The sequence below is a fragment of the Jatrophihabitans sp. sgz311053 genome (assembly GCF_056135305.1).
In genome coordinates, this window is the sequence record NZ_JBWAXP010000002.1 from 499,212 (window position 1) to 522,053 (window position 22,842).

Below are 22,842 nucleotides of genomic sequence, written 5' to 3' on the forward strand. Positions count from 1 at the left end.
CCCCCGTCCCGTCCCACGCCGTGGCGTGACGACGTGCAGCCGCTCCGACAGCGCGCTCTAGGATCGGCCGATGACCATCGCCGGCCGTCGGGGCCTCGCCGCCCTCGCCCTCACCGCCGTGACCGTGGTGTCGATGGCCGCCTGCACGAGCTCGGGGTCGGGGACCGGCAGCTCCGGCCCCGCGCCGAGTTCGGCGACATCCTCGGGCGACACCTCCTCGGCGAGCCCGTCGTCGGGCTCCGGCAAGCCGACCCCCGCACCGACGGCCACCGTCCCCTCCGGGACGGCGACGACGAAGGCGCCGGTGCCGATCTCCTCCCCGGTCGCCGTGGGACGGGGTGTCACGGCGCGCATCAGCAGCGTGCGCGCGGTCGACGCCAAGGCCGACCTGCCGGGCGAGATCGGCGGGCCGGCGGTGCTGGTCACGATCAGCCTGCGCAACGACTCCCGTCGGGCAGTGGCGTTGGAACCGGTGGTCAACCTCTACTACGGCGCGGCCCGGACGCCGGCCGGCACCATCAGCGGCTCGCCGTCCAAACCCTTCGGCACGCGCCTGGCCGCCGGCCGGAGCGCCAGCGGGTCGTACACCTTCACGCTCGGCACCAGCCAGCGCAGCACGGTGCGGATCGAGTTCGGCTACGCCCCCACCGCGCCGGTCGTGTTGTGGCAGGGTTCGGTTTAGCCGCCGTGAAGCTGGTATCGTCACCCCGGTAATCGGGGGAATTTCGAGCACGCTGTGGCCCGGTCGTCATGATCGGGTCAGTCGGGGGACAACAGTGGCTGCAGCTGAATCACGCATGCGCGTCGGGTACGTACCCGGCGTCTACGACATGTTCCATGTCGGGCATCTCAACATCCTGCGCAATGCGCGGCTGGCCTGCGACCGGCTGATCGCCGGCGTCGTCAGCGACGAGCGCGCCTCGCTGGCCAAGGGTCGAGTGCCGATCGTGCCGGAGGCGGAGCGCCTCGAGATCGTCGGCGGCATCCGCTACGTCGACGAGGCCGTCCTCGAGGATGTCGCCGAGAAGCTCGAGATGTGGGAGCGGCTGCGTTTCGACGTCATCGTCAAGGGCGACGACTGGCGTGGCACGGCCAAGGGCGACAAGCTCGAGGCCGACTTCGCCACGGTCGGCGTCGAGGTGGTCTACCTGCCGTACACGGTGCACACCTCGAGCACGATGCTGCGGCAGGTGCTGAGCAACCGGCTCGCCGCATCCTCCTGATGTTCGGGCGTCGCCCCGCCGACGGAGGCTGTGGTCGGTGACGCACGTCGTCTTCGTCCACTCCTCGGACGAGCTCTACGGCGCCGACCGGATCGTGCTGGAGCTGGTGACGATGCTGCCGGCGGGGTGGCGCGCCACCGTCCTGCTCCCCACCGATCTGGCCCACGGCGCCGCCCCACTCTGCGAGGAGCTCGAACGCCGCGGTCACGAGGCTCGGCACGTGGATCTCCCCGTGCTGCGTCGGGCCTACCGCACCCCGCGCGAACTCGCCCGACTGCTGGGTCGGGTGCGCACGCTGACCCGCGTGCTCCGCTCGCTGCATCCGGACGTCGTCTACTGCACCACCAGCGCCACCTACCTCGCCGTGGTCTCGGCCCGCCGTGCCCGGGTGCGGCGCGTCGTGGGACACGTGCAGGAGCTGTGGTCCCGCTCGGACTCCCTGGTGCTCACCCCCTTCGCGGCACGCTGCGATCGGCTCGTCGCCATCTCCGACGCCGTGGCGGCCGCGCTGCCGCCACGGCTGCAGCCGCGCTGCGTCACGGTCGTCAACGCCACCGCCGAGCCGGCGGAGATCGAGCCGCTCGAGGGCCGCAGCGGACCCTTGACGTATCTGATCGCGAGCCGGTGGAACGGCTGGAAGGGGCACCGCACCCTCTTCGCCGCCTGGCAGCGCGCCGGCTGTCCCGGCCGGCTGCTCGTCCTCGGGGCGGCCCCGGCCAGCGGCGAGTCGGTGGACGTGATCGGGCTGCGGGCGGGGCTGGACGATCCCGCCTCCGTCGAGATCGTCGGGGAGGTCGCGGACCCCTCGTCCTGGCTGCAACGGGCCGACGTGGTGGTGATGCCCTCGGACGCGCCCGAGCCCTTCGGCCTCGTGGCCATCGAGGCCTTCGCCCGGGCACGTCCGGTGATCGCCTCGGCCGCCGGTGGACTGGCCGAGATCGTGACCCACGGCAGCGACGGCTGGACCTTCCCGCCGCAGGACACTGACGCCCTCGCCGCGATCCTCGCCGAGCTGGACCGTGCCGCGGTGACGCGTGCCGGCGCCGCCGCGCGACGCACCTATCTCGAGCGCTTCACCGTCGCTCGCTACGGCGAGCAGTGGCGCCGCGCGGTGACGTCCTGACGGTCGGTGGGGATCAGCCGCGCGCCGCGGCCAACCCGCGCATCTCCCGGAACCAGCGGACCAGACCGGCCACCAGGAAGAGGACGTTGGCGGCGAAGAGCAGCGTGTAGACGGCGATGAAGGCGCTCTGCGCGGCCAGCAGCACCATGACCAGGCAGAGCACGCCGTAGTCGTTCGGCAGCACGATCAGCGACCGCAGCACCGGCGCGGCCTCGTTCGGGTCCACGCTCGCCGTGGTGACGTCCGATCCGCCCCCTCGCTGCCGCTCGATACGGCGCAGCATGTCCGCCAGCAGCAGAGCGAAGAAGAAGACGGTGGCCACCGCCGAGAAGCCGAGGGGCACCAGGAGCCAGGCGGGCCGGTCGAGGTCGAAGAACCGGAACCAGCAGATCGCCACCGCGAGGTGGAAGGTCGCCAGCTTGACGGCGTCCAGCACGTGGTCGAGCCACTCGCCGGCCGGCGAGCCGGAGCGCTGCAGCCGCGCCACCTGCCCGTCGGCCGAGTCCAGGGCGTAGCCGATGACGAGGAGCAGGGCCACGACAATGCTCACGGTCCAGCTCGGGGTCACCGTCGCCACCAGGACGATGGCGGCATAGGTGCAGGCAGCGCTGAGCATGCTCACCTGGTTCGGGCTGAGCCCGGCCAGATAGGCGAGGGCGGCGAACTGCCGTCCCAGCGGCCGATTGACCCATCGCGAGTAGCCGGCCGCACCGCGGTTGCTCTTCTGCGCTTGCGCGAGGCGAGCCACCACGTCGGCCCGGGATTCACGGCTGGGGCTCATCGGCACCTGTCCCCGTCGAGATCGACCCGGAGCGGCGTCACGCCGGGCTGTCGCAGCACCGTCACGGTGCCGCGAGCCTTCGGCTCCGAGACCGTCACCGACACGGTGACGGTCCGTCCCACGGGCAGCTCGACGGTGGTGGTGGCGGTGTTGGTGGTGCCCTCGGGGAGCACCACCAGCGGCACCTTCGCGCCGTCCACCGTCATCGAGATGATGTCGGCGCTGCGGTCGGCGTAGTAGGTCACCAGCAGGCGGTTGTCGCCGGGACGGGTGCCGGCGGCGGCGTCGTCGGCCCGGATCGTGACGTAGGGGGGTAGCCCGGAGCGGGGCGCGGTGTTGGTGAGGGCGAAGCTGGCGGTGGCGCGCCCGCCGGCGGCACAGTCGGTCCGTCGATAGGTCATCGTCCGGCGCAGGTAGTAGTCCAGCTTGCTGCCGGCGGCGTTGTTGACGACGAAGCCGCTGTAGGGCGCAGGGACGTCGTTGCCGATCGCGCCGGCCCACCGGGCGTCCTGCAGCTGACGTTCGATCCGGGTGTCGGCGCTCCAGACCGTCAGGCGTCGTTCACCGGCTGCTCGCGACAGCGCGCGGATGAGCTTGGCCGGCGATGCCGTGCTGCTGAGCAGCCGTGACGAGACGGCCTTCGCGATCGAGATCAGGTACGCCTTGCGCTCGGCGGTCTCGCGCGCCGAGGTACCGGTGAAGAGGGCGTACTGGCGCTTCTGGGTGATGCCGACGATGTCGCCGCCGCTGACCGGACTGCCGTCGGGGAGGCGGGCCGGCCCGGTGACGTCGAGCAGGTAGCCGAGCGCGGTGGGATCGACGGCGAGGGCGCCGTCGATCCGCTCCCCGGTCTTCGCCTGCCACATTCCTGCCCAGATCCGCGCGGCGACGCTGAAGTCCGGGCTGAGGTTGGAGTTGGGCAGGACGCCCGTCGGGTCGTCGTCGCCGTAGAGCGCCTCGAGCTCGCGTCCCAGCTGGACCTTGGCGCGGACCTTGGTCAGATCGGTGTCGGTGCCGAAGCGTTCGAAGCTGATGCGACCACGGTCGGCGGTGACGATGGCGAAGGCGCCGGGGATGCCGCCGCCGCCGCGAGCCTCCGCCTCGTTGAGGAAGCCGACGAAGTAGCGCTGGGGTGCGTCCGAGCCGAGCATCGTGGGCAGGATCGTCGCGGCCCGGTCGGCGCCGTCGAGCTCGCCGGAGAGCCGCTGCAACTCGTGCAGCACCGACCGGCGTCCGTCGGCGACCAGGGGCAGCCAGGAGTCCTGCGATGCGGCGACGGCGTCCGAGGCGTCGTCGGCGGTGGCGACGGCGCGGTCGAGCTCGGGCGCCAGCCGCTGGACCGCGCGCAGATCGATACCGCCGAGCCCGCGGGCCGCGCCCTCGGGCGCCGCCCGGCCGAGCTTGACGATCGCGGGCAGGACGTCGTTGCCGAGGCGGGAGGCCTGCAGCGCGAGGGTGCGTCCGGTCCGCAGCGGCGTGCCGGCGACCGGGATGTTGGCGGCGACCCACCATGCCGGTCCGCTGGTGAGGCTGTGGGCGGAGTCGGCGTTGTCGCCGATCTCGCGCACCAGGCGGTCGACCCGGGCGAGATCGCCGCTGGTGACGGCCTTGCGGAGCGCGCCGATCTCGCCGCGGGCCTCGTTCAGGTGCGAGCGGGCCAGCAGTCCGGTGACGACGACCCACGCGAGGCCGAGCAGGACCAGGCCGAACAGCCCCAGCCCGGCCAGGGTCAGGACGCGATGGCCACCCGGCTGCTTCCCGGCTGACTCCGGCGCCTCCCCGGCGGTCCCGGCGGCCGACTCGTCGCTCATCGTCGGGGCCTGGCGGTCGCCGGGACGGAGAGCCCCACGGTGGGCGACAGCAGCAGCCCGATGGTGAGGAAGAGGACGGTGACGGCCGAGGGGAAGGGGCTGAAGAGCAGGTTCCACAGCGCCCAGACGCTGAAGAAGACCAGCAGCACGTCATGTCGTCGCGCCGCGGCGAGACGGGCGACGTGGGTGAAGGCGAAGACGAGCAGCACCCCCACCAGCACGAGCCCGGCGATACCGCAGGAGGCCCACAGGTCACCGAGGACGGAGTGCAGCTCGACGGCCGACCCGAACATGAAGCGGTTGACGTAGCCGTTGTCCGGGTCGTAGTTGATGCTCGCCATGCCTGCCTTGGCGACGGCCACGTCCTCACCGTTGGCGATGACGCCGAAGCCGAAGCCGGTGATGTCGTGGCGCAGCAGGGCTGCCGTCGCGCTCAGCTCCGGGCGACCGCCCAGCAGGATCGAGCCCGAGGTCTCGACCTGCTCGGACGAGCGCTGCTGCACGTAGGAGCCGAGGTAGCCGTTGATCAGCAGGATCGTCGCCAGGTTGTAGATGGCGAGCACCAGACCGACGATGAAGACCGCGGTCACGGCCCACACCCGCTGCGGACGGCGGGCGCGGACGATCTGCCACAGCACGATGGTGGCCGCCACGATGGCGGTGCCGAAGAAGGCGCGAGCGTCGGCGATGATGCCGGTCGCTGCCAGGGCCAGGAGGACCACGAGCTGGACCACCGCCGGCCGGCCGTAGACCAGGGCGAAGGCGATCACGGCCAACGGCACCAGCACGGCGAACTTGAGCGGGTTCATCGCGCCGAGCGTGCCGGGATTGACGAGCCCGTCGGCCAGCAGCCCGAGGCCCAGGCACAAACCCAGGCTCCGTACCGACATCACGGTGGTGGCGTGCGCGATCACGCCGGCCGCGGCGAGCAGCAGCCCGATGGTGACGCCCGCGGCGAGTGCCAGCCGGTTGTCGACCTGATGATCGACGGAGTTGACCGAACTGAGGACGATGCCCGACGCGATGGCCGCAAGGGTGGTCAGCGTGATGACCTTGCCCCAGCGCGTGGCCACCAGGGTGGGGAGCCAGAGCGGGGCCGCCAGCAGGCAGAGCGCGAGCACGATCATCTCGCCGCGGGGGAGCAGGTCCCGGACGCCGAGGGCGAAGATCAACCCGGCGAAGATGATCTGCTCGACCTGCCGCATGGCAGCGCCGGTCACGGGCCGGCTGCCCGCGGTCGTCGCCGCGGGAAGCGGCCGGACTACCGCCACGCCGTCGGTCACCGTCCCGGCTCGGCGGGGACGCCGACGGCGGTCCGGGTGGGCGTCGCGGCGCTGCCGGGCTGCTCGACTGCGCCGCGCCGTGCGGCGCGGGGGCCGCGGTCCTTGAGGCGCAGGAAGGGATTCTCGACGTAGCGACGGCTCAGCTCGGCGAGGATCAACGCAGCCGGCACGACGACGGCCGCCGCCGCCCATCCCGTGACGCCCTCTCGCTTGAGGAAGAAGATCAGCGGGAAGTGCCAGAGAAAGACGCCGTAGGACATCAGCCCGAGATGGATGACGGCCCGGTGGGTGAGGAATCCGACGTTCCGGTCGTGCGCGGTGGCGAGGACCCAGACGACGGTCACGCCGATGATCGAGGCGACGGGATGCACCCAGATGTGTCCCAGTGTCTCCGTGCCGTCGACCAGCACGCTCATCGCGGCGAAGGCCGCCGCGGCGACGAGCAGGAAGATCGGGGAGAGCCGAACCCGGCGGTAGTCCAGGCCGAAGGCTAGCAGGCAGCCGAGCAGAGCCGCGCCGATGCGCGCACCGGGACCGAAGTTGTCGTAGTCGACGAAGAGCACGATCTGGCCGAGGACGCCGAGCAGCGCCACCACGCTCATGACGACCAGGCGGGTCGCCTTGCCGAACCGGCCGAGGAAGAGCACGACCAACGGCCAGGTGAGATAGAACTGCTGCTCCAGCGACAGCGACCAGGTGTGACCGAGCGGCCCGATGTTCACGTGGAAGATCGAGATCATCAGGTCGAAGGTGTACGTCAGCGCGTACGCGGTCTGCCGTAGCGCGAACCCGGCGAGGCCGGTGGCGACCAGGCCGACGGCGACCACGGCGGTGACGACGACGAGACCGGGGTAGAGCCGCAGGAATCGCCGGTAGAGGAAGCGGCCATAGCGGATAGAACCGGTCTTGGCGCGCTCGCGCAGCAGGATGGTGGTGATCAGGTAGCCGCTGAGGACGAGAAAGATCTCGACGCCACCCTCGAGGGTGTTGTTGGGCAGCAGGTGATGCGTGACCACCAGGGCGATCGCCACGCCGCGAAGCCCGTCGAAGGCGGCAACCTTGCCGCCCGGGTAGATCGCCGGGGAGATGTGGCCGGCGGCGCTCTCCATCTCGGTATCGCCTCGTGCGCTCACCAGGCTCCACCCCTCTCGGACGCGATTACTGTATCGGCCGCCGGCTGTGGGCAGGCGGCAGCGACCGGTCCTGCCGGCAGGTCGTGCGAGCCCGAGACGCCGGGCCCGCACCGACGCTGCCTCGACACCTTCGGACGGCGCGCCGCACCGTCCGAAGGTGTCGTCTGAAGGTGTCGGCGGATCGGTCCGCGGACCGCCGGCGGGTCTTCAGCTCAGCTGTGACGGCGACGGCGGCCGGCGACGAGCAGGGCGCCACCACCGACCAGCAGCGCGGCGGCGATGAGCGACGCGGTGAGCGCAGCGAAGCCGGTGTTGGCCGTCTGCGTCTCGTTGCGCTCGGTGCTCGGCGTGCGGTTGTCACGACGGTCGTTGGTGCCGCGGTCGCAGCCGCTGCCGGACTGACCGGACGGGTCGGACTGGCCACCCACGCCGAGGCTGCCGCCGCCGCTGCCGGGCACGCTCGGCGAGGTGGAGCAGTTGTCCTTGGGCGGGTACGGCGCGGCCGAGGCGGCCGAGCTGCCGATGACCAGCAGCGAGAGGGCTGCGATCAGAGTGATGAAGGTCGTGAGGACACGACTGAAGGCACGGTTGTTCACGGCGCACTTTCCCCCGAAATCTTGGCGCGCGTCAGATTGACGTTCGCATCGTATCTGTGACTGGTGGTGCGGTCGACCGGACTTAATACCCGAGTCTCACATCGGGTGAGGTCGTTGCCGCCGGAGAGGATGATCATGAGTTCATCGCTCCGGCCGGCGGGTAAGAAGCAGGACGGCGAGCGTGCCGAGGACCAGCAGCGCCGCAGCGATGCCGAGCCCGATCCCGAAGGGCAGCTGCGAGATGGGCCCTGGCTCGGCGCGTGGGGCGGGCTGCGGGGAACGCCCGGTGGCCGACGGGGTCGAGGCGGTGGGTCCGTCGGTGGCCGTGGCCGTTCCCGGCTCGATCGAGCCCCGTTCGCCGGCACCGGTGGGGGAGCTGCCACCGGGGCCGCCCGTGCCGGCGTTGCCCGTCCCGCCGCCGGGTGCGGTGGGGCGCACGCCGCCGTCGTCCGGGCGGCTCGCGGACGCTGACGCCGGCGTCGACGGTGGCCGTGGCGGACGGGAACTGCACGTCCGCGTCGGCGAGCTGGCCTGCAGCGCCGGGGCCACGTCCCGGCGGTCGGCCACCACGACGGCGCGGAACCCCCCGCCGTCGTCGGTGCGGGTCGTGGCCAGCGTGCGGCCGGTGTCGGTCGCGACGACCCGGACCGGTTGCCGGGATCCGAGCCCGCTGCCGGTGACGTCGTAGAGGACGGTCTCGGCCGGCGTGGGTGAGCCGCCGGCGTCCGGGGTGCTGGACGGGTGGGCAGCGGGACCGGCCGTCGGTGGGGTCGAGGTGCCGCTGGCGGGGTCGCGCACGGTGGCCACGACGACGCAGGGCCCGGTGGGCGGGTAGGGGGCGGCGTGCGCAGCGGTCGTCCATGCCGTCAGCAGGGCGGCACCACCACCCACGACAACCATTAGCGCCACGACGACAGCTGCGGCGGCCGAGGGCATCGGCCACGGCAGGCGCCGCGACATCGCCCCCGACGACACCGCGAAATCCCCCGATTTGCGTTGCTGGTCGGCGTCACAGGTGTGAGGCCGACGTGTGACAACCGTAGCCCACAAAAGCCGCAGACCCAATTCGGCGAGGACGGCCGGGACGGAAGTCCGTCCCCCGGCGGACTGCGCCGCGCAGCGGCGGCACGGCGGTGTCGGACCGTCCGCGTACAGTCGATCTCGACCCCTCCCGCCTGCGGAAAAGGGGTCACTCGTGCTGCTCGGATGTCCCCAGTCTGTGTCGAAAGGCCCGTCGTGTCCCTCTCCGGACTGCTCGCCGCTGCGGCGGGCGACCCTGCCCTCTCTGCCGCCCGCGAGGTCGCCTCGGCCGAGACCGGTTCCGACCTGCTGTTGACCGGGCCGTCGGCCACGCAGCCGTTCGCGCTCGCCACGGCAGCCGCTGCCGGGCCGCTGGTCTTCGCCGTCGCCGCGGGGGAGCGGGAGGCGCACGACCTGGCCGAGACGCTGCGATGCCTGCTGCCGCCGGATCGCGTCGCGCTGTACCCCGGCTGGGAGACGCTGCCGCACGAGCGGCTCTCGCCGCGGGCCGACACCGTCGGGCAGCGGCTCGCCGTCCTGCGTCGGCTGGCGCATCCCTCGGCCGAGGACCCGACCGCGGGGCCGCTGTCGGTCGTCGTCGCTCCGGTCCGGGCGCTGCTGCAGCCGCAGGTGCCCGGTCTGGGGGAGCTCGTCCCGGTCGAGCTGCACGCAGGGGACTCGGGCCTCGATCTCACCGATGTCGTCACGGCGCTGGTCAAGGCCGGCTACACCCGCAGCGAGCTCGTCGAGCGCCGCGGCGACTTCGCCGTCCGCGGTGGCATCCTCGACGTCTTCCCGCCGACCGAGGAGCACCCGCTGCGCGTGGAGTTCTGGGGCGACGAGGTGGAGGAGGTCCGTTACTTCAAGGTCGCCGACCAGCGATCGCTCGAGGTGGCCGACCATGGCCTGTGGGCCGCGCCGTGCCGGGAGCTGCTGCTCACCGACGACGTGCGAGACCGTGCCAAGGCGCTGCTCGTCGAGCATCCGCAGCTCGGCGAGCTGCTCGACCCGATCAGCCAGGGCGAGGCCGTCGAGGGCATGGAGTCCCTCGCCCCGGTGCTGGTCGACCGTCTCGGCCTCGTCCTGGACGAGCTCCCGGCCGACACCCGCGTCGTCCTCTGCGACCCCGAGCGCGTCCGCACCCGCGCCGCTGACCTCGTCCGCACCTCGCAGGAGTTCCTCGACGCCTCCTGGGCCGCGGCCGCCGGCGGGGGCAAGGCGCCGGTGGACCTCGGCGCCGCGTCGCTGCGCGACCTGGACGAGGCGCGGGAGGCCGCTGCGGAGCTCGGACTGTCCTGGTGGGGGCTTAGCGCGCTCACCGCCGAGCCCGGCACCGACGCCGACGCCGACACTGACGAAGCGGTGGCGACCGGGGGCGGCGGCGCAGTCACGGCCAGCAGCTTCGAGCCCGCGCCGTCCTACCGCGGCGACACCGAGGCGGCGCTGGCCGACCTGCGGCAGTGGGCCCGCGACGGCTGGCGGGTGACGCTGGTCTTCGACGGCCACGGTTCGGCCACCCGAGCTGTGGAACGTCTCGGCGCGGCCGAGGTCCCGGCCCGGCTGGCCCCGGACCCCACCGGGGAGCCGGGTGTGGTGGAGGTGACGACCGGACGCCTGCTCGGTGGTCTGGTCTCGCCGGCGCTGCACGTCGCCTTCCTCACCGAGGCGGACCTCACCGGTCAGCGCGGCTCGCTGACCAAGGACACCAGCCGCATGCCGTCGCGGCGCCGCAACACCATCGACCCCATCCAGCTCAAGGCCGGCGACTTCGTCGTCCACGAGACGCACGGCGTCGGTAGGTACGTCGAGATGGTCCGTCGCACCGTCAACGGCGGCGAGCGCGAATACCTGATCATCGAGTACGCCGCGTCCAAGAAGGGGCAGCCGGGCGACCGGCTCTTCGTCCCGACCGACGCGCTGGACCAGGTCACGAAGTACGTCGGCGGCGAGTCGCCGTCGCTGTCCCGCCTCGGCGGCGCCGACTGGGCCAAGACCAAGGGCCGCGCCCGCAAGGCGGTCAAGGAGATCGCCGCCGAGCTGATCCGGCTCTACAGCGCGCGGATGGCGACGAAGGGGCACGCCTTCGGACCGGACACGCCCTGGCAACGTGAGCTCGAGGACGCCTTCGCCTACGTGGAGACCCCCGACCAGCTCGCCGCCATCGACGAGGTCAAGGCGGACATGGAGAAGCCCCTGCCGATGGACCGCGTCATCTGCGGCGACGTCGGCTACGGCAAGACCGAGGTCGCCGTCCGCGCCGCCTTCAAGGCCGTCCAGGACGGCAAGCAGGTCGCGGTGCTGGTCCCGACGACGCTGCTGGCGCACCAGCACCTGCAGACCTTCGCCGAGCGGATGGCGCAGTTCCCGGTGACCATCAAGGAGCTGTCCCGGTTCACACCTCCGGCAGAGGTCGAGGCCGTCGGTGCCGGGATCGTCGACGGCTCCATCGACATCGTCATCGGCACCCACCGGCTGCTGCAGCAGACCGTCCGGTTCAAGGACCTCGGCCTGGTCATCGTCGACGAGGAGCAGCGCTTCGGGGTCGAGCACAAGGAGTACCTCAAGGGCCTGCGCACCGCCGTCGACGTGCTGACGATGTCGGCGACGCCGATCCCGCGCACGCTGGAGATGTCGCTCACCGGCATCCGCGAGATGACGACGATCCTCACCCCGCCCGAGGAGCGGCACCCGATCCTCACCTTCGTCGGCGCCTACGACCGGCGCCAGGTTGCGGCGGCCGTCCGGCGCGAGCTGCTGCGTGAGGGGCAGGTCTTCTACGTCCACAACCGGGTCGAGTCGATCAACCGTGCCGCCTCGACGCTGCACGAGCTGGTCCCGGAGGCGCGGATCGCCGTCGCGCACGGCCAGATGGGGGAGGGCCAGCTCGAGGAGATCATGGTCGGCTTCTGGGAGAAGCGCTTCGACGTCCTGGTGGCGACGACGATCGTGGAGTCGGGGTTGGACATCCCGAACGCCAACACGCTCATCGTCGACCGTGCCGACGCCTTCGGACTGTCGCAGCTGCACCAGCTGCGGGGCCGCGTCGGACGGGGGCGCGAACGTGGCTACGCCTACTTCACCTATCCGCCGGAGAAGCCGCTCACCGAGACCGCCTACGACCGACTGGCCACCATCGCCCAGCACACCGAGATGGGGGCGGGCATGGCCGTCGCCATGAAGGACCTCGAGATCCGCGGGTCGGGCAACCTGCTGGGCGGTGAGCAGTCCGGGCACATCGCCGGAGTCGGCTTCGACCTCTACGTCAGGCTGGTGGGGGAGGCGGTCGCGGACTACCGCGGCGAGTCGGCCGAGGAGCAGCACGAGGTGAAGGTCGACCTGCCGGTCGATGCCAACCTGCCGGTCGACTACCTGCCCGGCGAGCGGCTGCGTCTGGAGGCTTACCGGGCGCTGGCGTCCGCCACCAGCGACGAGGCCGTCGACGCCGTGCGCGCCGAGCTGCTGGACCGATACGGCCCGATCCCGCCCGCGGTGGAGAATCTCCTCGCCGTCGCCCGGTTCAAGGTGCTCTGCCGCCGCTACGGGATCACCGAGGTCTCGCTGCAGGGCGGCGGCCAGGGTGGCACCGTCCGGTTCTCGCCGTTGGAGCTGCCCGAGTCGATGCAGCTGCGCCTGCAGCGCACCTACGACCGCGCGCAGTACAAGCAGACGGTCTCGACGGTCTCGATCCCTCGCCCCAAGGGCGTGCTCAAGCCGGACGGCAGCTTCGCCGAGACGAAGTTCGGTGGCGAGGCGCTGCGTGACGTCCCGTTGCTGCGGTGGTGCGGCCAGGTGCTGGAGACGCTGGCGGGCGCGCCGGCCACTCCGGTGCCCGCGTGAGGTCGGACGCATGACATTCTGGACGCCGTGAGAGCTCGGATCGTCGCTGCCGCCGCTGTTGCCGTCGTCGCTGCCACCACGCTGACCGCGTGCCGCAGCAACGTGGGATACGCCGCCACCGTCGAGGGCAAGCGCTACAGCGAATCCGACATCAGCGACTACCTCACCCCCGCCGCGCAGCCCATCAGCAGGCAGGACGAGACCGGTGCCTCGAGCTCGGTGCCGCCGCGGTCCTTCGTGGTCGAGACGCTGATCACCGAGGCGCTGCTGCGCAAGGTCGCCAACCGCCTCCCCGGCGGTGCGCCGAGCGCGGCGGTGCTGGCCCGGCTCAGGTCCGCCTCGCTCGGTGGCAAGTCGGTCGAGGCCGTCGTCACCGGGGCGGGCATCAAGGGCTACTCGACCAGCTTCGACAACCTGCTGCTGCGCCGTGTCGTCTACTCGCAGTACCTGCAGGGCGCCTCCCAGCAGGGGGTGGACGTGCAGTCCGCGGTGGCCAAGACCCCCTTCTCGGTGTCGGTCAACCCGCGGTACGGCACATGGGACTCCTCGACCCGTGCCTTCGACAGCGGCGTCGGCGCCGGAGCGCCGGCGTTCTTGAAGTTGAACTCGTCGCTGTCGAGCAGCGGCGATGCGGCGAGCGGTGCCCCGGCCCGCTGAGGTGACCGGCCTCGACTCGGTTCCCGGTGCGTCGCCGCTGGCGGACGCTGTCCGCGTCATGGATCGGCTGCGCTCACCCGGCGGCTGCGCCTGGGACGCCGAGCAGACGCACGCCTCGCTGGCCAAGTACCTGGTCGAGGAGTGCTACGAGGTGCTCGAGGCGATCGAGACCGACGATCCCGTCCTGCTGCGCGAGGAGCTTGGCGATCTGCTGCTGCAGGTCCTCTTCCACGCGCGCGTCGCGCAGGACCGTCCCGACGGCTTCGGCATCGACGAGGTCGCCGGCGACCTGGTGTCCAAGCTGGTGCGCCGCCACCCCCATGTGTTCGACCCGGAATCGGGCGAAGCCGGCACCGCCGACGACCTCAACGAGACGTGGGAGCAGCGGAAGATCGCCGAGAAGGGACGTACCTCGGTGCTCGACGGCGTGCCGGTGGCGCAGCCGGCCCTGGCGCTCGCGGCGAAGCTGCTCTCCCGCGCCGCTCGTGCGGGGCTGCCGGTCACCGTCACGCCGGCTCGCGCCGCCGAGGCTGGCGCCGACGCCGCGGATCAAGAGAGCGAGTTCGGCGACCGGCTGCTGGGGCTGGTCTCGGAGGCTGTCGCGGCCGGCGTCGACCCGGAGACGGCGCTGCGCCGCCGCATCCGCAGGCTGCGGGACGATCTCCGTACCGCCGAAGCGGCCGCCCCGAGATGAAGCCCGGAGATGACGAAGCCTCGGCCGGGAGTACGGGGGGAACTACCGGCCGAGGCGTCTCGAGCATAACCGTAAGTGATCAAGAAACACAATACGTGACCGGACACTGACGTGGGGTGCCCCGGTCAGCTCCGCAGCGTTGGGCGTCGAGGCTGATGTGGACGGTCTGCGATGCGGTGATCTCGAGCCAGCGCAACGAGCAGCTCACACGCAGCCCCCTACGGTGTCGATCATGACCACGGTGGCGCGGAGCGGCTTCGCGGACGTGCTCCGCCACCGCCAGTTCGCCGTGCTCTACGCGGCGGAGTCGCAGTCCATCCTCGGCGACCAGCTCGGCCGGGTTGCCCTCTCCGTGCTCGTGTTCCGGGCGACCGGGAGCATCGCCACCACCGCTGTCACCTACGCGGCGACCTTCCTGCCCGCGATCGCGGGCGGTCTGCTCGTCGCAGGGGTCGGCGACCGCCTCTCGCACCGCGCCGCGATGGTGCTCGCCGACGTGATCCGCGCCGTCCTCTTCTGTGCGATGGCGGTGCCGGGCCTGCCGTTGCCGGTGCTGCTCGTCCTGGTCGTGCTGGCCGTGGCCGTCGGTCCGCTCTTCACCGCGGCGGAGGTCAGCCGGCTGTCGGTGGCCCTCGACGCCGAGCCGTTCCGGGTCGCGGCGGCCCTGCGGTTGGCCACGAGCCAGGTGGCTCAGGTCGTCGGATTCGCCGTCGGCGGTGTCCTGATCGCCGTGCTGTCACCCCGCGGCGCGCTGCTGGCCAACGGGCTGACGTTCGCACTGTCGGCGGTCCTCATCGGCTGCCTCCTCCCGCTGCAGGCCCGACCCTCCACCGCGGCGGGCGCACCCGTCTCCGTCTCGGATGCAGTGCCGATGTCCCTTCCTGACGGCCGCAGCGATACCGCAGACCCGCCCGGTCGCGACGCGCGGCGCGTGCTCTGGAGCCGGCGGGACCTGCGCTTTCCTCTCGCGATGACGCTGCTCGCCGGGTTCTTCATCGTGCCTGAGGGCCTCGCGGTGCCCATCGGCGACGAGATCGGCGCAGCGTCCTGGCAGACCGGGCTGCTCCTCGCCGCCATCCCGTTCGGAGGCGTGGTCGGCGCCATCGTGCTGGCGCGACTCATCCCGCCGGCACGTCGTCGGCCGGTCTCCTGGGCGATGGCCGCGGTCGCCGGGCTGCCACTGGTCGTCTCCGCGCTGACACCGGTCTGGTGGGCGATCGCGGCGCTCTGGGCCGTCTCGGGCCTCTTCACCGCGTATCAGATCGAGGTGACGAGCGGACTCGTCGCCAGCCTGCCGGAGACGTCACGAGCAAAGCTGGTGGGTGTCGTCGGCGCCGGCCTCACCGGAGCACAGGGTGTTGGCGTCGTGCTCTTCGGTGCCATGGCGCAGCTGATCGGGGCGTTACCGGCCGTTGCTGCCGCCGGCGCCATCGGCGTGGTCCTCGGGACCCTGGTTCGCAGGTCCCTGACGGCGCAGAGTGCCCTCGAGTCGTCGCCGAGCGGCGCGGCGCCCCGCAGCTGACGACCTCTCCTACACGGCTCCGTGCGCTCGGCCACGAAATCGCCGTGGTCTTCGCGCCCGGTTGCGCACCATGAAATAGACGCGAATAGGTGTGACTACGCCGCAACGAACCGTGACAGCGAATTGCTGAAGGTCGCCATGTCGTCGCCACGCGAATACAAGAATTGTCGATAACGACGTTGGCTGCACATCACTGGCAGTGACAGCCGACTACGCAGCCAGCATAAGCTTCGTGTGTGCCGTGAGGAGCGTCGCGTGACTGGGAATTTTCACGACTTCGGGTCGACGTTCGTCTACCTGGCCGACGGCCCTGTCGAAGGAGCGTGCCGTCACGCTGCGTAGCCGCGTGAGCACGCGCTGCACCTGACCCGTGCTGCTTGCCTCACGCACGCGCACATCCGGGTGGGGGTGATCGACGTTGCGTTCTCGTCGCTACCAACCTGGGCACGGTGGCGGCCGGCCCCGGTGCGCACACCGAGCGTCGGCTTCGGCCCTGTTCCGCGGCTCGTCCCCGCGGCCGGGGCGCCGATGGGCGGCAGTGACCGCTCACATCAGGCTTGGCCAGTGAGGGCCGCGAGCGACGCCGCGGCGGCTCTGGCGGCGGTACGGGTCGTGCGACGCAACTGCTTACAGGCCCCAGCTGTTCGTCATGACGACTGTCCCTTCACGTCGGTTCTCGGCGGCCCGGCACCGGTGTGGCGCCAACCTGCCGATCGGGTGGTGATGAGTTCGTGGCGAGTCCGCCACTGCCTGGAACCAGCATCGGTTCCCGCGGTGGAGCGGTGCGGCTCAGAGGCCCCAGCTGTTCGTCATCGGACGGTCCCTTCGAGTCGATGTGGCCATGCGTGTCTGCGTCGTTGAAGGCTCAGAGGCCCCAGCTGTTCGTCACGTCGGACCTCCTCGTCTGCGCTCGTGAGGTGAAGTCGGTGTTGTGCGCTGCGTGACGGCCGCGTCGGATCCGGCGATCCGTGCCTGCTGCTTCGCACCGTGTCACCAGTGTGGGGAGCGACCCATGAAATCCTCGTCATAAGGCAATCGCGCATTGCCGCCGACGCTCGCAGTGACATGTCAACCGGGCGTGAGACAGAGGTGTAGTCCACGCCAGTGATGGCGATGCGCTTCCCGTACAGGCCGTGTCGGACCCGTGGTAACCGTACAGATCGGACATACTGGCATCATCGAGGCGCCTGTGCGTGCCGAGGATTTGCACAATCTTTGCCGCGACCTGCGAATCTGGGCGCTCTCGTGGATATCATCTTCGAAATGGCGGCCCGAGGTCGCCGTAGCGACGGGGCCTTCATTGACGACGCAGCGAAGCCGGCCGGTGGCCGGGCCGGCGCGGACGCGCAATCTCGCGTCCGCGCCCAAGCGTGCCGTCGTCTACCTCGTCCTCATCGGTGCCGCGGGCTGCGCGTGCGTGGTCCTCGGGTTGCTGGCGCTGGCCGGAGGTGTCTCGCTGTCGGGGATGCTGCATGACGGCAGCGGTGCCTCGACGAGCGCCCCCCGGTCGTGTCTGGTCCTCGTCCTGCTGGCCGTCCTGGCGCTGGTCTTCGAAGAGGCGGCGCGCCGACCGGCGCGACTGAAGCTGCGGCTGACGACAGGCATCAAGCGCGACATGACGTCGGTCTGGTGCGTGGCTGCGGCCGTCGCTCTGCCGCCGGCCGAGGGTGCTCCGCTCATCGCCCTCGTCATGGGGTACGTCTGGTTCCGCCAGCAGCGACCCGCCGGCGAGGTCCTGCACATCAAGCTCTTCAACTCCGCGACGGCCATCATTGGCTGCGTCTCGGCGAGCGTTCTCTTCGACGTGGTGTCGCACGCGCTGCTCGAGGCACCGGTGGGGCTGGGGCGAGCCGCGGCGATCCTCGCGGCCACGGTCGGCTACACCCTCGTCAACCGGTCGCTGGTCACCATCGGGGGCCTCGCTCTCGGCATGCGGCTGCGCGACCTGATGGGCAGCCGGGACGACAACGTCGTCGAGCTGGCGACGCTGTGTCTCGGCGGCCTCGTCGCGGCGGCCGTGGCGTTCGAGCCCTGGTCGGCCATCTTCGTGCTCGCCCCGATGCTGGCCCTGCAGCGCGGCTCGGTGGTGCGCCAGCTGGAGACGGCGGCGATCACCGACTCCAAGACCGGCCTGCTCAACGCCGTCGCCTGGGAGCAGCTGGCGCAACGGGAAGTCGCCCGCGCCATGCGGGAGAAGCAGTCGCTCTCGGTTCTCATCATCGACATCGACCGGTTCAAGGGCGTCAACGACCGTTACGGCCACCTCGCCGGTGACAAGGTCCTTGCCGGGGTGGCTCGCGTCCTCGGCGAATGCGTCCGGGAGTACGACGGCATGGGCCGCTTCGGCGGCGAGGAATTCGTCGCCGTCCTGCCCGACGCCGGCGAGCACGAGGCGCTCGTCATCGCCGAGCGGATCCGACTGCGCATCTTCGCGATGCGTGTCGCCGATTTCGTCCCCGATGTCGCGGGCGTCGACGGCAGTGGGGACGAGCGCCTCTCGGTCTCGGTCGGGGTTGTGGTGCGGCGCTCCGAGGTCGTGGAGCTGGCAGACCTGCTGCACGCTGCGGACCAAGCGCTGTACCGCGCCAAGAACAACGGCCGCAATCAGGTGCAGTTGGCCAGCCGCGGTGACGAACGGCCCCCGAGCCTGGTCGGCTGACGCGGCCTCCGGCGGGGCACCACGGCCGGAGGGGGCGGTGACGTTAGGGTCTGCCTCAAGGGTGCCGCGGTTGCGCGGGCCCGGTCTGCCCTGACCTGCAACCCCATGAAGGAGTGCCCCAGTGGCCAGCATCGAGGCCGTCGGAGCCCGCGAGATCCTCGACTCGCGCGGCAACCCCACTGTCGAGGTCGAGATCGCACTCGACGACGGCACGCTGTCGCGTGCGGCAGTCCCGAGCGGGGCCTCCACCGGTGCCTTCGAGGCGGTCGAGCTGCGTGACGGCGGGGACCGCTACAACGGCAAGGGCGTGACCACCGCCGTGGCCGGCGTCATGGACACCATCGCGCCCGAGATCCTCGGTCTCGACGCGGCTGACCAGCGACTGCTCGACCAGGCGATGCGTGACCTCGACGGCACCCCGGACAAGAGCCGGCTGGGCGCGAACGCGCTGCTCGGTGTCTCGCTGGCTGTGGCGCGGGCGGCCGCGGCGTCGGCCGGGCTGCCGCTGTTCCGCTACGTCGGTGGCCCCAACGCCTTCCTGCTGCCGGTGCCGATGATGAACATCCTCAACGGCGGCGCCCACGCGGACTCCAACGTCGACGTCCAGGAGTTCATGATCGCCCCCATCGGCGCCGGCACCTTCGCCGATGCGCTGCGTCAGGGCGCGGAGGTGTACCACTCGCTGAAGTCCGTGCTGAAGGCCAAGGGCCTGAGCACCGGCCTCGGGGACGAGGGCGGCTTCGCCCCGGACCTGGAGTCGAACCGCGCCGCGCTGGACCTCATCGTCGAGGCCGTCACCGCCACCGGCCTCACCCCCGGTGTCGACATCGCGCTCGCGCTCGATGTCGCCGCCACCGAATTCCACAGCGACGGCAGCTACCAGTTCGAAGGCGCGGCCAAGAGCGCGGACGAGATGATCGCCTACTACGTCGATCTCGTCGACAGCTACCCGATCGTCTCGATCGAGGACCCGCTCGACGAGCAGGACTGGACCGGCTGGATCGACCTGACCGGCCAGCTGGACGACAAGGTGCAGCTGGTCGGTGACGACCTCTTCGTCACCAACCCCGAGCGGCTGCGTCGGGGCATCGCCGAGGGTGCCGCCAACGCGCTGCTCGTGAAGGTGAACCAGATCGGCACGCTGACCGAGACGCTGGACGCCGTCGACCTGGCCCACCGCCACGGGTACCGCTGCATGATGAGCCACCGCTCCGGCGAGACCGAGGACACCACCATCGCCGACCTCGCCGTCGCCACCAACTGCGGTCAGATCAAGACCGGCGCCCCGGCGCGCAGCGAGCGCGTCGCCAAGTACAACCAGCTGCTGCGCATCGAGGACGAGCTGGACGATGCCGCACGCTATGCCGGCGCCGGGGCCTTCCCGCGTTACGAGCCGAGCGCGTTCGGCGGCGCGAGCTGATCATGGCCGTCCCCTCGCCGCGTCGCCCCCGCCCCGTCCTCACCGGACGGGCGCTGGGGCTCGGTGCGCTGGTGGTCCTGCTCGTCGTGGTCCTCGCCTCTCCGGTGCATCGCTTCCTGGCCAGCCGTACCGACGTCGGCAACGCCGCCTCGCAGCTGGCCGACGACCGGCGTCAGCTGGCGCAGCTACGCGACGAGCTTGCGCGCTACGGCGACCCAGGCTTCATCCAGCGGCAGGCCCGCGACCGGTTGCAGTACGCGATGCCGGGCGACACCGTCTACGTCGTCGTGGACAAGGGCGCGCGCAGCGAGATCGAGACCACCCGGGCGCTGCCGTCAGGCGACGCGGTCGACGGACCCTCGTGGAACAGCCGTCTGATGAACAGCGTCCGCGCCGCCGGGCGATGAGCGCGCCAGAGCCCGAGCTCGATCCGGCCGACCGGGCGGTCGTGGCGCGACAGCTCGGTCGTGAGCCCCGCGCGATCCGCGCCGTCGCGCACCGCTGCCCCTGCGGCCAGCCCGACGTCGTCGAGACCTCGCCCCGGCTTCCCGACGGCACACCGTTCCCGACGCTGTACTACCTCACCTGCCCCAAGGCCGCCTCGGCGATCGGGACGCTCGAGGCCAGTGGCCTCATGCGCGAGATGACCGAGCGGCTGCGGGCCGACGACGACCTCGCGGCAGCGTACGCGCGGGCGCACGAGGCCTACCTCGCCCGGCGCGAGGAGATCGGTCACGTCGACGAGATCGCCGGGGTGAGCGCCGGCGGCATGCCGAACCGGGTGAAGTGCCTGCATGTGCTGGTCGGTCATGCCCTCGCCGCGGGGGAGGGCGTGAACCCGCTCGGCGACGAGGCGCTGGCTCAGCTGCCCGAGTGGTGGGCCGCCGGTCCCTGCGTCCGTCCGGCGCCCGATCCCGAGGCATGACGCGCGTCGCCGCGATCGACTGCGGGACGAACTCGATCCGGCTCCTGGTCGCCGACGTCGCGGCCGGGCGGCTCACCGATGTCGTCCGCGAGCTCGAGGTGGTCCGGCTCGGGCAGGGCGTGGACCGGATCGGAGTGCTCGCCGAGGAGGCGATCGAACGTACCCGGCTCGCGCTGACCCGGTATGCCGAGCTGATCGGGCGTCACGGTGCCGAGGCGGTCCGCATGGTCGCCACGAGCGCGACCCGCGACGCCACCAACCGGGACGACTTCGCCGCGATGGTCCGCGCCGTGCTGGGAGTGGCGCCGGACGTCGTCACCGGCGAGGAGGAGGCGCGGCTCTCCTACACCGGGGCGATGAGCGTCCTCGATCCGGAGGTTGCCGCCGAGGGACCGGTCGTGGCCGACATCGGCGGCGGCTCGACCGAGCTCGTCCGCGCCACGTCGGTCGGGCTGGCTGCCCACTCCATGCAGGTGGGCTGCGTCCGGCTCACCGAACGTCACCTGCACCGGGACCCGCCGAGTGCGTCCCAGGTCGCGGCTGTCGTGGCCGACGTCCGGGCCGCGCTGGCGGCGGCAGACGTGCCGCTGGCCGGGGCACCGCTCGTCGGTGTCGCCGGCACCGTCACCACTGTGGCGGCCATCGCGCTGGACCTCCCGGCCTACGACTCGGCCGTCATCGACGGCTCCCGGCTGAGCCGGCAGCAGGTCCTCGACGTCACCGCCACGCTGGTGTCGATGGGGCGCGCCGACCGCGCCGCGCTTCCGGTCATGCATCCGGGGCGGGTGGACGTCATCGCCGCCGGCGCGCTGGTGCTGCGCACGCTGGTCGAGGCGACCGGGGCCGACGAGGTGGTCGTGAGCGAGCACGACATCCTCGACGGCATCGCCCTCGACCTCGCCGCCGGGGTCTGATCAGCGACTGGCGATCCGCTGCTGCGTCTCGTTCTCCTTGAGCTTCTTGGGCGACTTCGACGCGCTGGCCGGCGGCTCGTTCCCGGTCAGCGCGCGATAGACGCCCTCCGAGCCGCGGCGGGTGATGAGGTCGGCGAGGACGAGGCCGGCCGCGGACATCGCACCCCAGGTGAGGGCGTCGGCCCACGAGACATCGGCGTCCTTCGCGCGGCGAGGCGGGTCGTCGGGGCGCGCGGTGAGCCACGCCTTCTCGATGAGCTTCTTGGTGACCATCGTGGTCGGCACGCTGATCGACACCGTGATCAGCTTCATCGTGATCTTCGCGCCCACACCCATGATCCACTCCTCGCCGCGCGCCCGCTCGGGCCCGTCCGGTGGACCTTACCCGGGACGGGCCTGCCAGGCTGTGGCCATGAGCGTGCGTCCGGGATCGGGCTGGCCGGGCGATCCGGCCACGGTCCGTACCCCCGTGGCGACCGGTCCGGACGATGTCGCGCGGCTCGCCGTGTCGAGCCGCACGCCTGAGGTCGTCTCGGCCCGCTCCTCCGTCTGCCGGGCGTGCCCGCGACTGGTCGAGTGGCGCGAGGACGTCGCTCGCACCAAGCGGCGTGCCTTCGCCGACGAGACGTACTGGGGGCGGCCCGTCCCGAGCTTCGGCGACGCCGACCCCCGCGTGCTCATCGTGGGACTGGCGCCCGCGGCCCACGGCGCCAATCGCACCGGGCGCATGTTCACCGGCGATCGCAGCGGTGACTGGCTCTATGCCTCGCTGTACCGGGTCGGGCTGGCCACGCAGCCGACCTCGGTCGCCGCCGACGACGGGCTGCAGCTGGTCGGTACCCGCATCGCCGCGCCGGTCCGCTGCGCTCCGCCGGCGAACAAGCCGACGACCTCCGAGCGCGACACCTGCCGGCCGTGGCTGCTCCGCGAACTCGAACTGCTGTGGCCGCGGCTGCGGGTGGTCGTCGTGCTCGGCGGCTTCGGCTGGACCACGCTCTTCCCCACGCTGCGTGCGGCGGGCATCGAGGTGTCCCGGCCGCCTGCCTTCGCGCACGGTGCTGAGGCCGAGGTCGAGGGACGGACGGTGCTCGGCTGCTACCACGTCAGCCAGCAGAACACCTTCACCGGCCGTCTCACCGAACCGATGCTGGACGCCGTCCTCGGGCGCGCCGCCGAACTCGCCGGGCTGTCCGGCGGCGGTGGCAGATCACGTTGACAGTTTTACTGTCAGTTACCTAGCGTCC

The 22,842-nt window shown here is 71.6% G+C and carries 21 protein-coding genes; 13 read left to right on the forward strand and 8 right to left on the reverse strand.

Annotation, left to right across the window (positions count from 1 at the left end; translation table 11 throughout):
- The first annotated feature begins 70 nt into the window (after positions 1-70).
- The 3 genes from AC0NZQ_RS11300 (at position 71) to AC0NZQ_RS11310 (ending at position 2,346) form a co-directional block, all read left to right on the forward strand.
- Positions 71-682 carry a hypothetical protein gene (locus AC0NZQ_RS11300; protein ID WP_474529929.1) on the forward strand — a complete coding sequence of 204 codons (612 nt, stop codon included), beginning with the start codon at positions 71-73 and terminating at the stop codon, positions 680-682.
- 115 nt (positions 683-797) lie between these two features.
- Positions 798-1,223 carry an FAD synthase family protein gene (locus AC0NZQ_RS11305; protein WP_474529930.1) on the forward strand — a complete coding sequence of 142 codons (426 nt, stop codon included), beginning with the start codon at positions 798-800 and terminating at the stop codon, positions 1,221-1,223.
- A gap of 37 nt (positions 1,224-1,260) precedes the next feature.
- On the forward strand, positions 1,261-2,346 hold the full coding sequence (locus tag AC0NZQ_RS11310; protein WP_474529931.1) for a glycosyltransferase: 1,086 nt from the start codon (positions 1,261-1,263) through the stop codon (positions 2,344-2,346).
- 13 nt (positions 2,347-2,359) lie between these two features.
- Here AC0NZQ_RS11310 and AC0NZQ_RS11315 read toward each other — a convergent pair whose 3' ends face one another.
- The 7 genes from AC0NZQ_RS11315 to AC0NZQ_RS11345 form a co-directional block, all read right to left on the reverse strand.
- The gene (locus AC0NZQ_RS11315; RefSeq protein WP_474529932.1) at positions 2,360-3,127 is read right to left on the reverse strand and encodes a CDP-alcohol phosphatidyltransferase family protein; all 768 of its coding nucleotides are present in this window, start codon (positions 3,125-3,127) and stop codon (positions 2,360-2,362) included.
- Positions 3,124-4,938: a DUF4012 domain-containing protein gene (locus AC0NZQ_RS11320; RefSeq protein WP_474529933.1), complete on the reverse strand. Its 1,815-nt coding sequence runs from the start codon at positions 4,936-4,938 to the stop codon at positions 3,124-3,126. The genes AC0NZQ_RS11315 and AC0NZQ_RS11320 overlap by 4 nt, the downstream gene beginning before the upstream one ends.
- Positions 4,935-6,158 (reverse strand): hypothetical protein, encoded by a 1,224-nt coding sequence (locus tag AC0NZQ_RS11325; RefSeq protein ID WP_474529934.1) that lies wholly within the window; start codon positions 6,156-6,158, stop codon positions 4,935-4,937. The genes AC0NZQ_RS11320 and AC0NZQ_RS11325 overlap by 4 nt, the downstream gene beginning before the upstream one ends.
- A 59-nt stretch (positions 6,159-6,217) precedes the next feature.
- Positions 6,218-7,354, reverse strand: coding sequence for an acyltransferase family protein (locus tag AC0NZQ_RS11330; protein ID WP_474529935.1), 1,137 nt, complete (start codon positions 7,352-7,354; stop codon positions 6,218-6,220).
- Between the two features lie 212 nt (positions 7,355-7,566).
- Positions 7,567-7,950: a hypothetical protein gene (locus tag AC0NZQ_RS11335; protein WP_474529936.1), complete on the reverse strand. Its 384-nt coding sequence runs from the start codon at positions 7,948-7,950 to the stop codon at positions 7,567-7,569.
- On the reverse strand, positions 7,947-8,087 hold the full coding sequence (locus tag AC0NZQ_RS11340) for a hypothetical protein (protein ID WP_474529937.1): 141 nt from the start codon (positions 8,085-8,087) through the stop codon (positions 7,947-7,949). Before AC0NZQ_RS11340 ends, AC0NZQ_RS11335 begins: the two co-directional genes overlap by 4 nt.
- Positions 8,088-8,091: 4 nt before the next feature.
- Positions 8,092-8,859 (reverse strand): hypothetical protein, encoded by a 768-nt coding sequence (locus AC0NZQ_RS11345; RefSeq protein ID WP_474529938.1) that lies wholly within the window; start codon positions 8,857-8,859, stop codon positions 8,092-8,094.
- A 327-nt stretch (positions 8,860-9,186) separates the two neighbouring features.
- On the opposite strand from AC0NZQ_RS11345, the gene mfd reads away from it, so the two are divergent.
- From mfd to AC0NZQ_RS11390, 9 genes are all read left to right on the forward strand, one after another.
- On the forward strand, positions 9,187-12,807 hold the full coding sequence (gene mfd / locus AC0NZQ_RS11350; protein WP_474529939.1) for a transcription-repair coupling factor: 3,621 nt from the start codon (positions 9,187-9,189) through the stop codon (positions 12,805-12,807).
- Between the two features lie 27 nt (positions 12,808-12,834).
- Positions 12,835-13,464 (forward strand): hypothetical protein, encoded by a 630-nt coding sequence (locus AC0NZQ_RS11355; RefSeq protein ID WP_474529940.1) that lies wholly within the window; start codon positions 12,835-12,837, stop codon positions 13,462-13,464.
- Complete coding sequence (locus AC0NZQ_RS11360) at positions 13,448-14,158, forward strand: nucleoside triphosphate pyrophosphohydrolase (protein ID WP_474529941.1); 711 nt, start codon at positions 13,448-13,450, stop codon at positions 14,156-14,158. The genes AC0NZQ_RS11355 and AC0NZQ_RS11360 overlap by 17 nt, the downstream gene beginning before the upstream one ends.
- A gap of 232 nt (positions 14,159-14,390) precedes the next feature.
- Positions 14,391-15,680 (forward strand): MFS transporter, encoded by a 1,290-nt coding sequence (locus AC0NZQ_RS11365; protein ID WP_474529942.1) that lies wholly within the window; start codon positions 14,391-14,393, stop codon positions 15,678-15,680.
- A 1,300-nt stretch (positions 15,681-16,980) separates the two neighbouring features.
- Positions 16,981-18,339 (forward strand): GGDEF domain-containing protein, encoded by a 1,359-nt coding sequence (locus AC0NZQ_RS11370; RefSeq protein WP_474529943.1) that lies wholly within the window; start codon positions 16,981-16,983, stop codon positions 18,337-18,339.
- A 121-nt stretch (positions 18,340-18,460) separates the two neighbouring features.
- Entirely contained in the window at positions 18,461-19,759 is a 1,299-nt protein-coding gene (gene eno, locus AC0NZQ_RS11375) for a phosphopyruvate hydratase (protein WP_474529944.1), read from the forward strand.
- Positions 19,760-19,761: 2 nt separating this feature from the next.
- Positions 19,762-20,166, forward strand: coding sequence for a septum formation initiator family protein (locus tag AC0NZQ_RS11380; RefSeq protein ID WP_474529945.1), 405 nt, complete (start codon positions 19,762-19,764; stop codon positions 20,164-20,166).
- Positions 20,163-20,684, forward strand: a complete 522-nt coding sequence (locus tag AC0NZQ_RS11385) for a DUF501 domain-containing protein (RefSeq protein ID WP_474529946.1) — start codon at positions 20,163-20,165, stop codon at positions 20,682-20,684. Before AC0NZQ_RS11380 ends, AC0NZQ_RS11385 begins: the two co-directional genes overlap by 4 nt.
- Positions 20,681-21,598 carry a Ppx/GppA phosphatase family protein gene (locus AC0NZQ_RS11390; RefSeq protein WP_474529947.1) on the forward strand — a complete coding sequence of 306 codons (918 nt, stop codon included), beginning with the start codon at positions 20,681-20,683 and terminating at the stop codon, positions 21,596-21,598. The genes AC0NZQ_RS11385 and AC0NZQ_RS11390 overlap by 4 nt, the downstream gene beginning before the upstream one ends.
- Here the strand turns inward: AC0NZQ_RS11390 and AC0NZQ_RS11395 are convergent, their stop codons facing one another.
- Positions 21,599-21,934 (reverse strand): DUF4235 domain-containing protein, encoded by a 336-nt coding sequence (locus tag AC0NZQ_RS11395; protein ID WP_474529948.1) that lies wholly within the window; start codon positions 21,932-21,934, stop codon positions 21,599-21,601.
- Between the two features lie 76 nt (positions 21,935-22,010).
- On the opposite strand from AC0NZQ_RS11395, the gene AC0NZQ_RS11400 reads away from it, so the two are divergent.
- Positions 22,011-22,814 (forward strand): uracil-DNA glycosylase, encoded by an 804-nt coding sequence (locus AC0NZQ_RS11400; protein WP_474529949.1) that lies wholly within the window; start codon positions 22,011-22,013, stop codon positions 22,812-22,814.
- Positions 22,815-22,842: the final 28 nt, after the last annotated feature.

Bases quoted from the DNA above. Each gene is read 5' to 3' on its own strand.
- AC0NZQ_RS11300 (WP_474529929.1), top strand. From the start codon at position 71: ATGACCATCGCCGGCCGTCGGGGCCTCGCCGCCCTCGCCCTCACCGCC.
- AC0NZQ_RS11305 (WP_474529930.1), top strand. From the start codon at position 798: ATGCGCGTCGGGTACGTACCCGGCGTCTACGACATGTTCCATGTCGGG.
- AC0NZQ_RS11315 (WP_474529932.1), bottom strand. From the start codon at position 3,127: ATGAGCCCCAGCCGTGAATCCCGGGCCGACGTGGTGGCTCGCCTCGCG.
- AC0NZQ_RS11320 (WP_474529933.1), bottom strand. From the start codon at position 4,938: ATGAGCGACGAGTCGGCCGCCGGGACCGCCGGGGAGGCGCCGGAGTCA.
- AC0NZQ_RS11340 (WP_474529937.1), bottom strand. From the start codon at position 8,087: ATGATCATCCTCTCCGGCGGCAACGACCTCACCCGATGTGAGACTCGG.
- AC0NZQ_RS11365 (WP_474529942.1), top strand. From the start codon at position 14,391: ATGACCACGGTGGCGCGGAGCGGCTTCGCGGACGTGCTCCGCCACCGC.
- AC0NZQ_RS11380 (WP_474529945.1), top strand. From the start codon at position 19,762: ATGGCCGTCCCCTCGCCGCGTCGCCCCCGCCCCGTCCTCACCGGACGG.
- AC0NZQ_RS11385 (WP_474529946.1), top strand. From the start codon at position 20,163: ATGAGCGCGCCAGAGCCCGAGCTCGATCCGGCCGACCGGGCGGTCGTG.
- AC0NZQ_RS11390 (WP_474529947.1), top strand. From the start codon at position 20,681: ATGACGCGCGTCGCCGCGATCGACTGCGGGACGAACTCGATCCGGCTC.
- AC0NZQ_RS11395 (WP_474529948.1), bottom strand. From the start codon at position 21,934: ATGGGTGTGGGCGCGAAGATCACGATGAAGCTGATCACGGTGTCGATC.
- AC0NZQ_RS11400 (WP_474529949.1), top strand. From the start codon at position 22,011: ATGAGCGTGCGTCCGGGATCGGGCTGGCCGGGCGATCCGGCCACGGTC.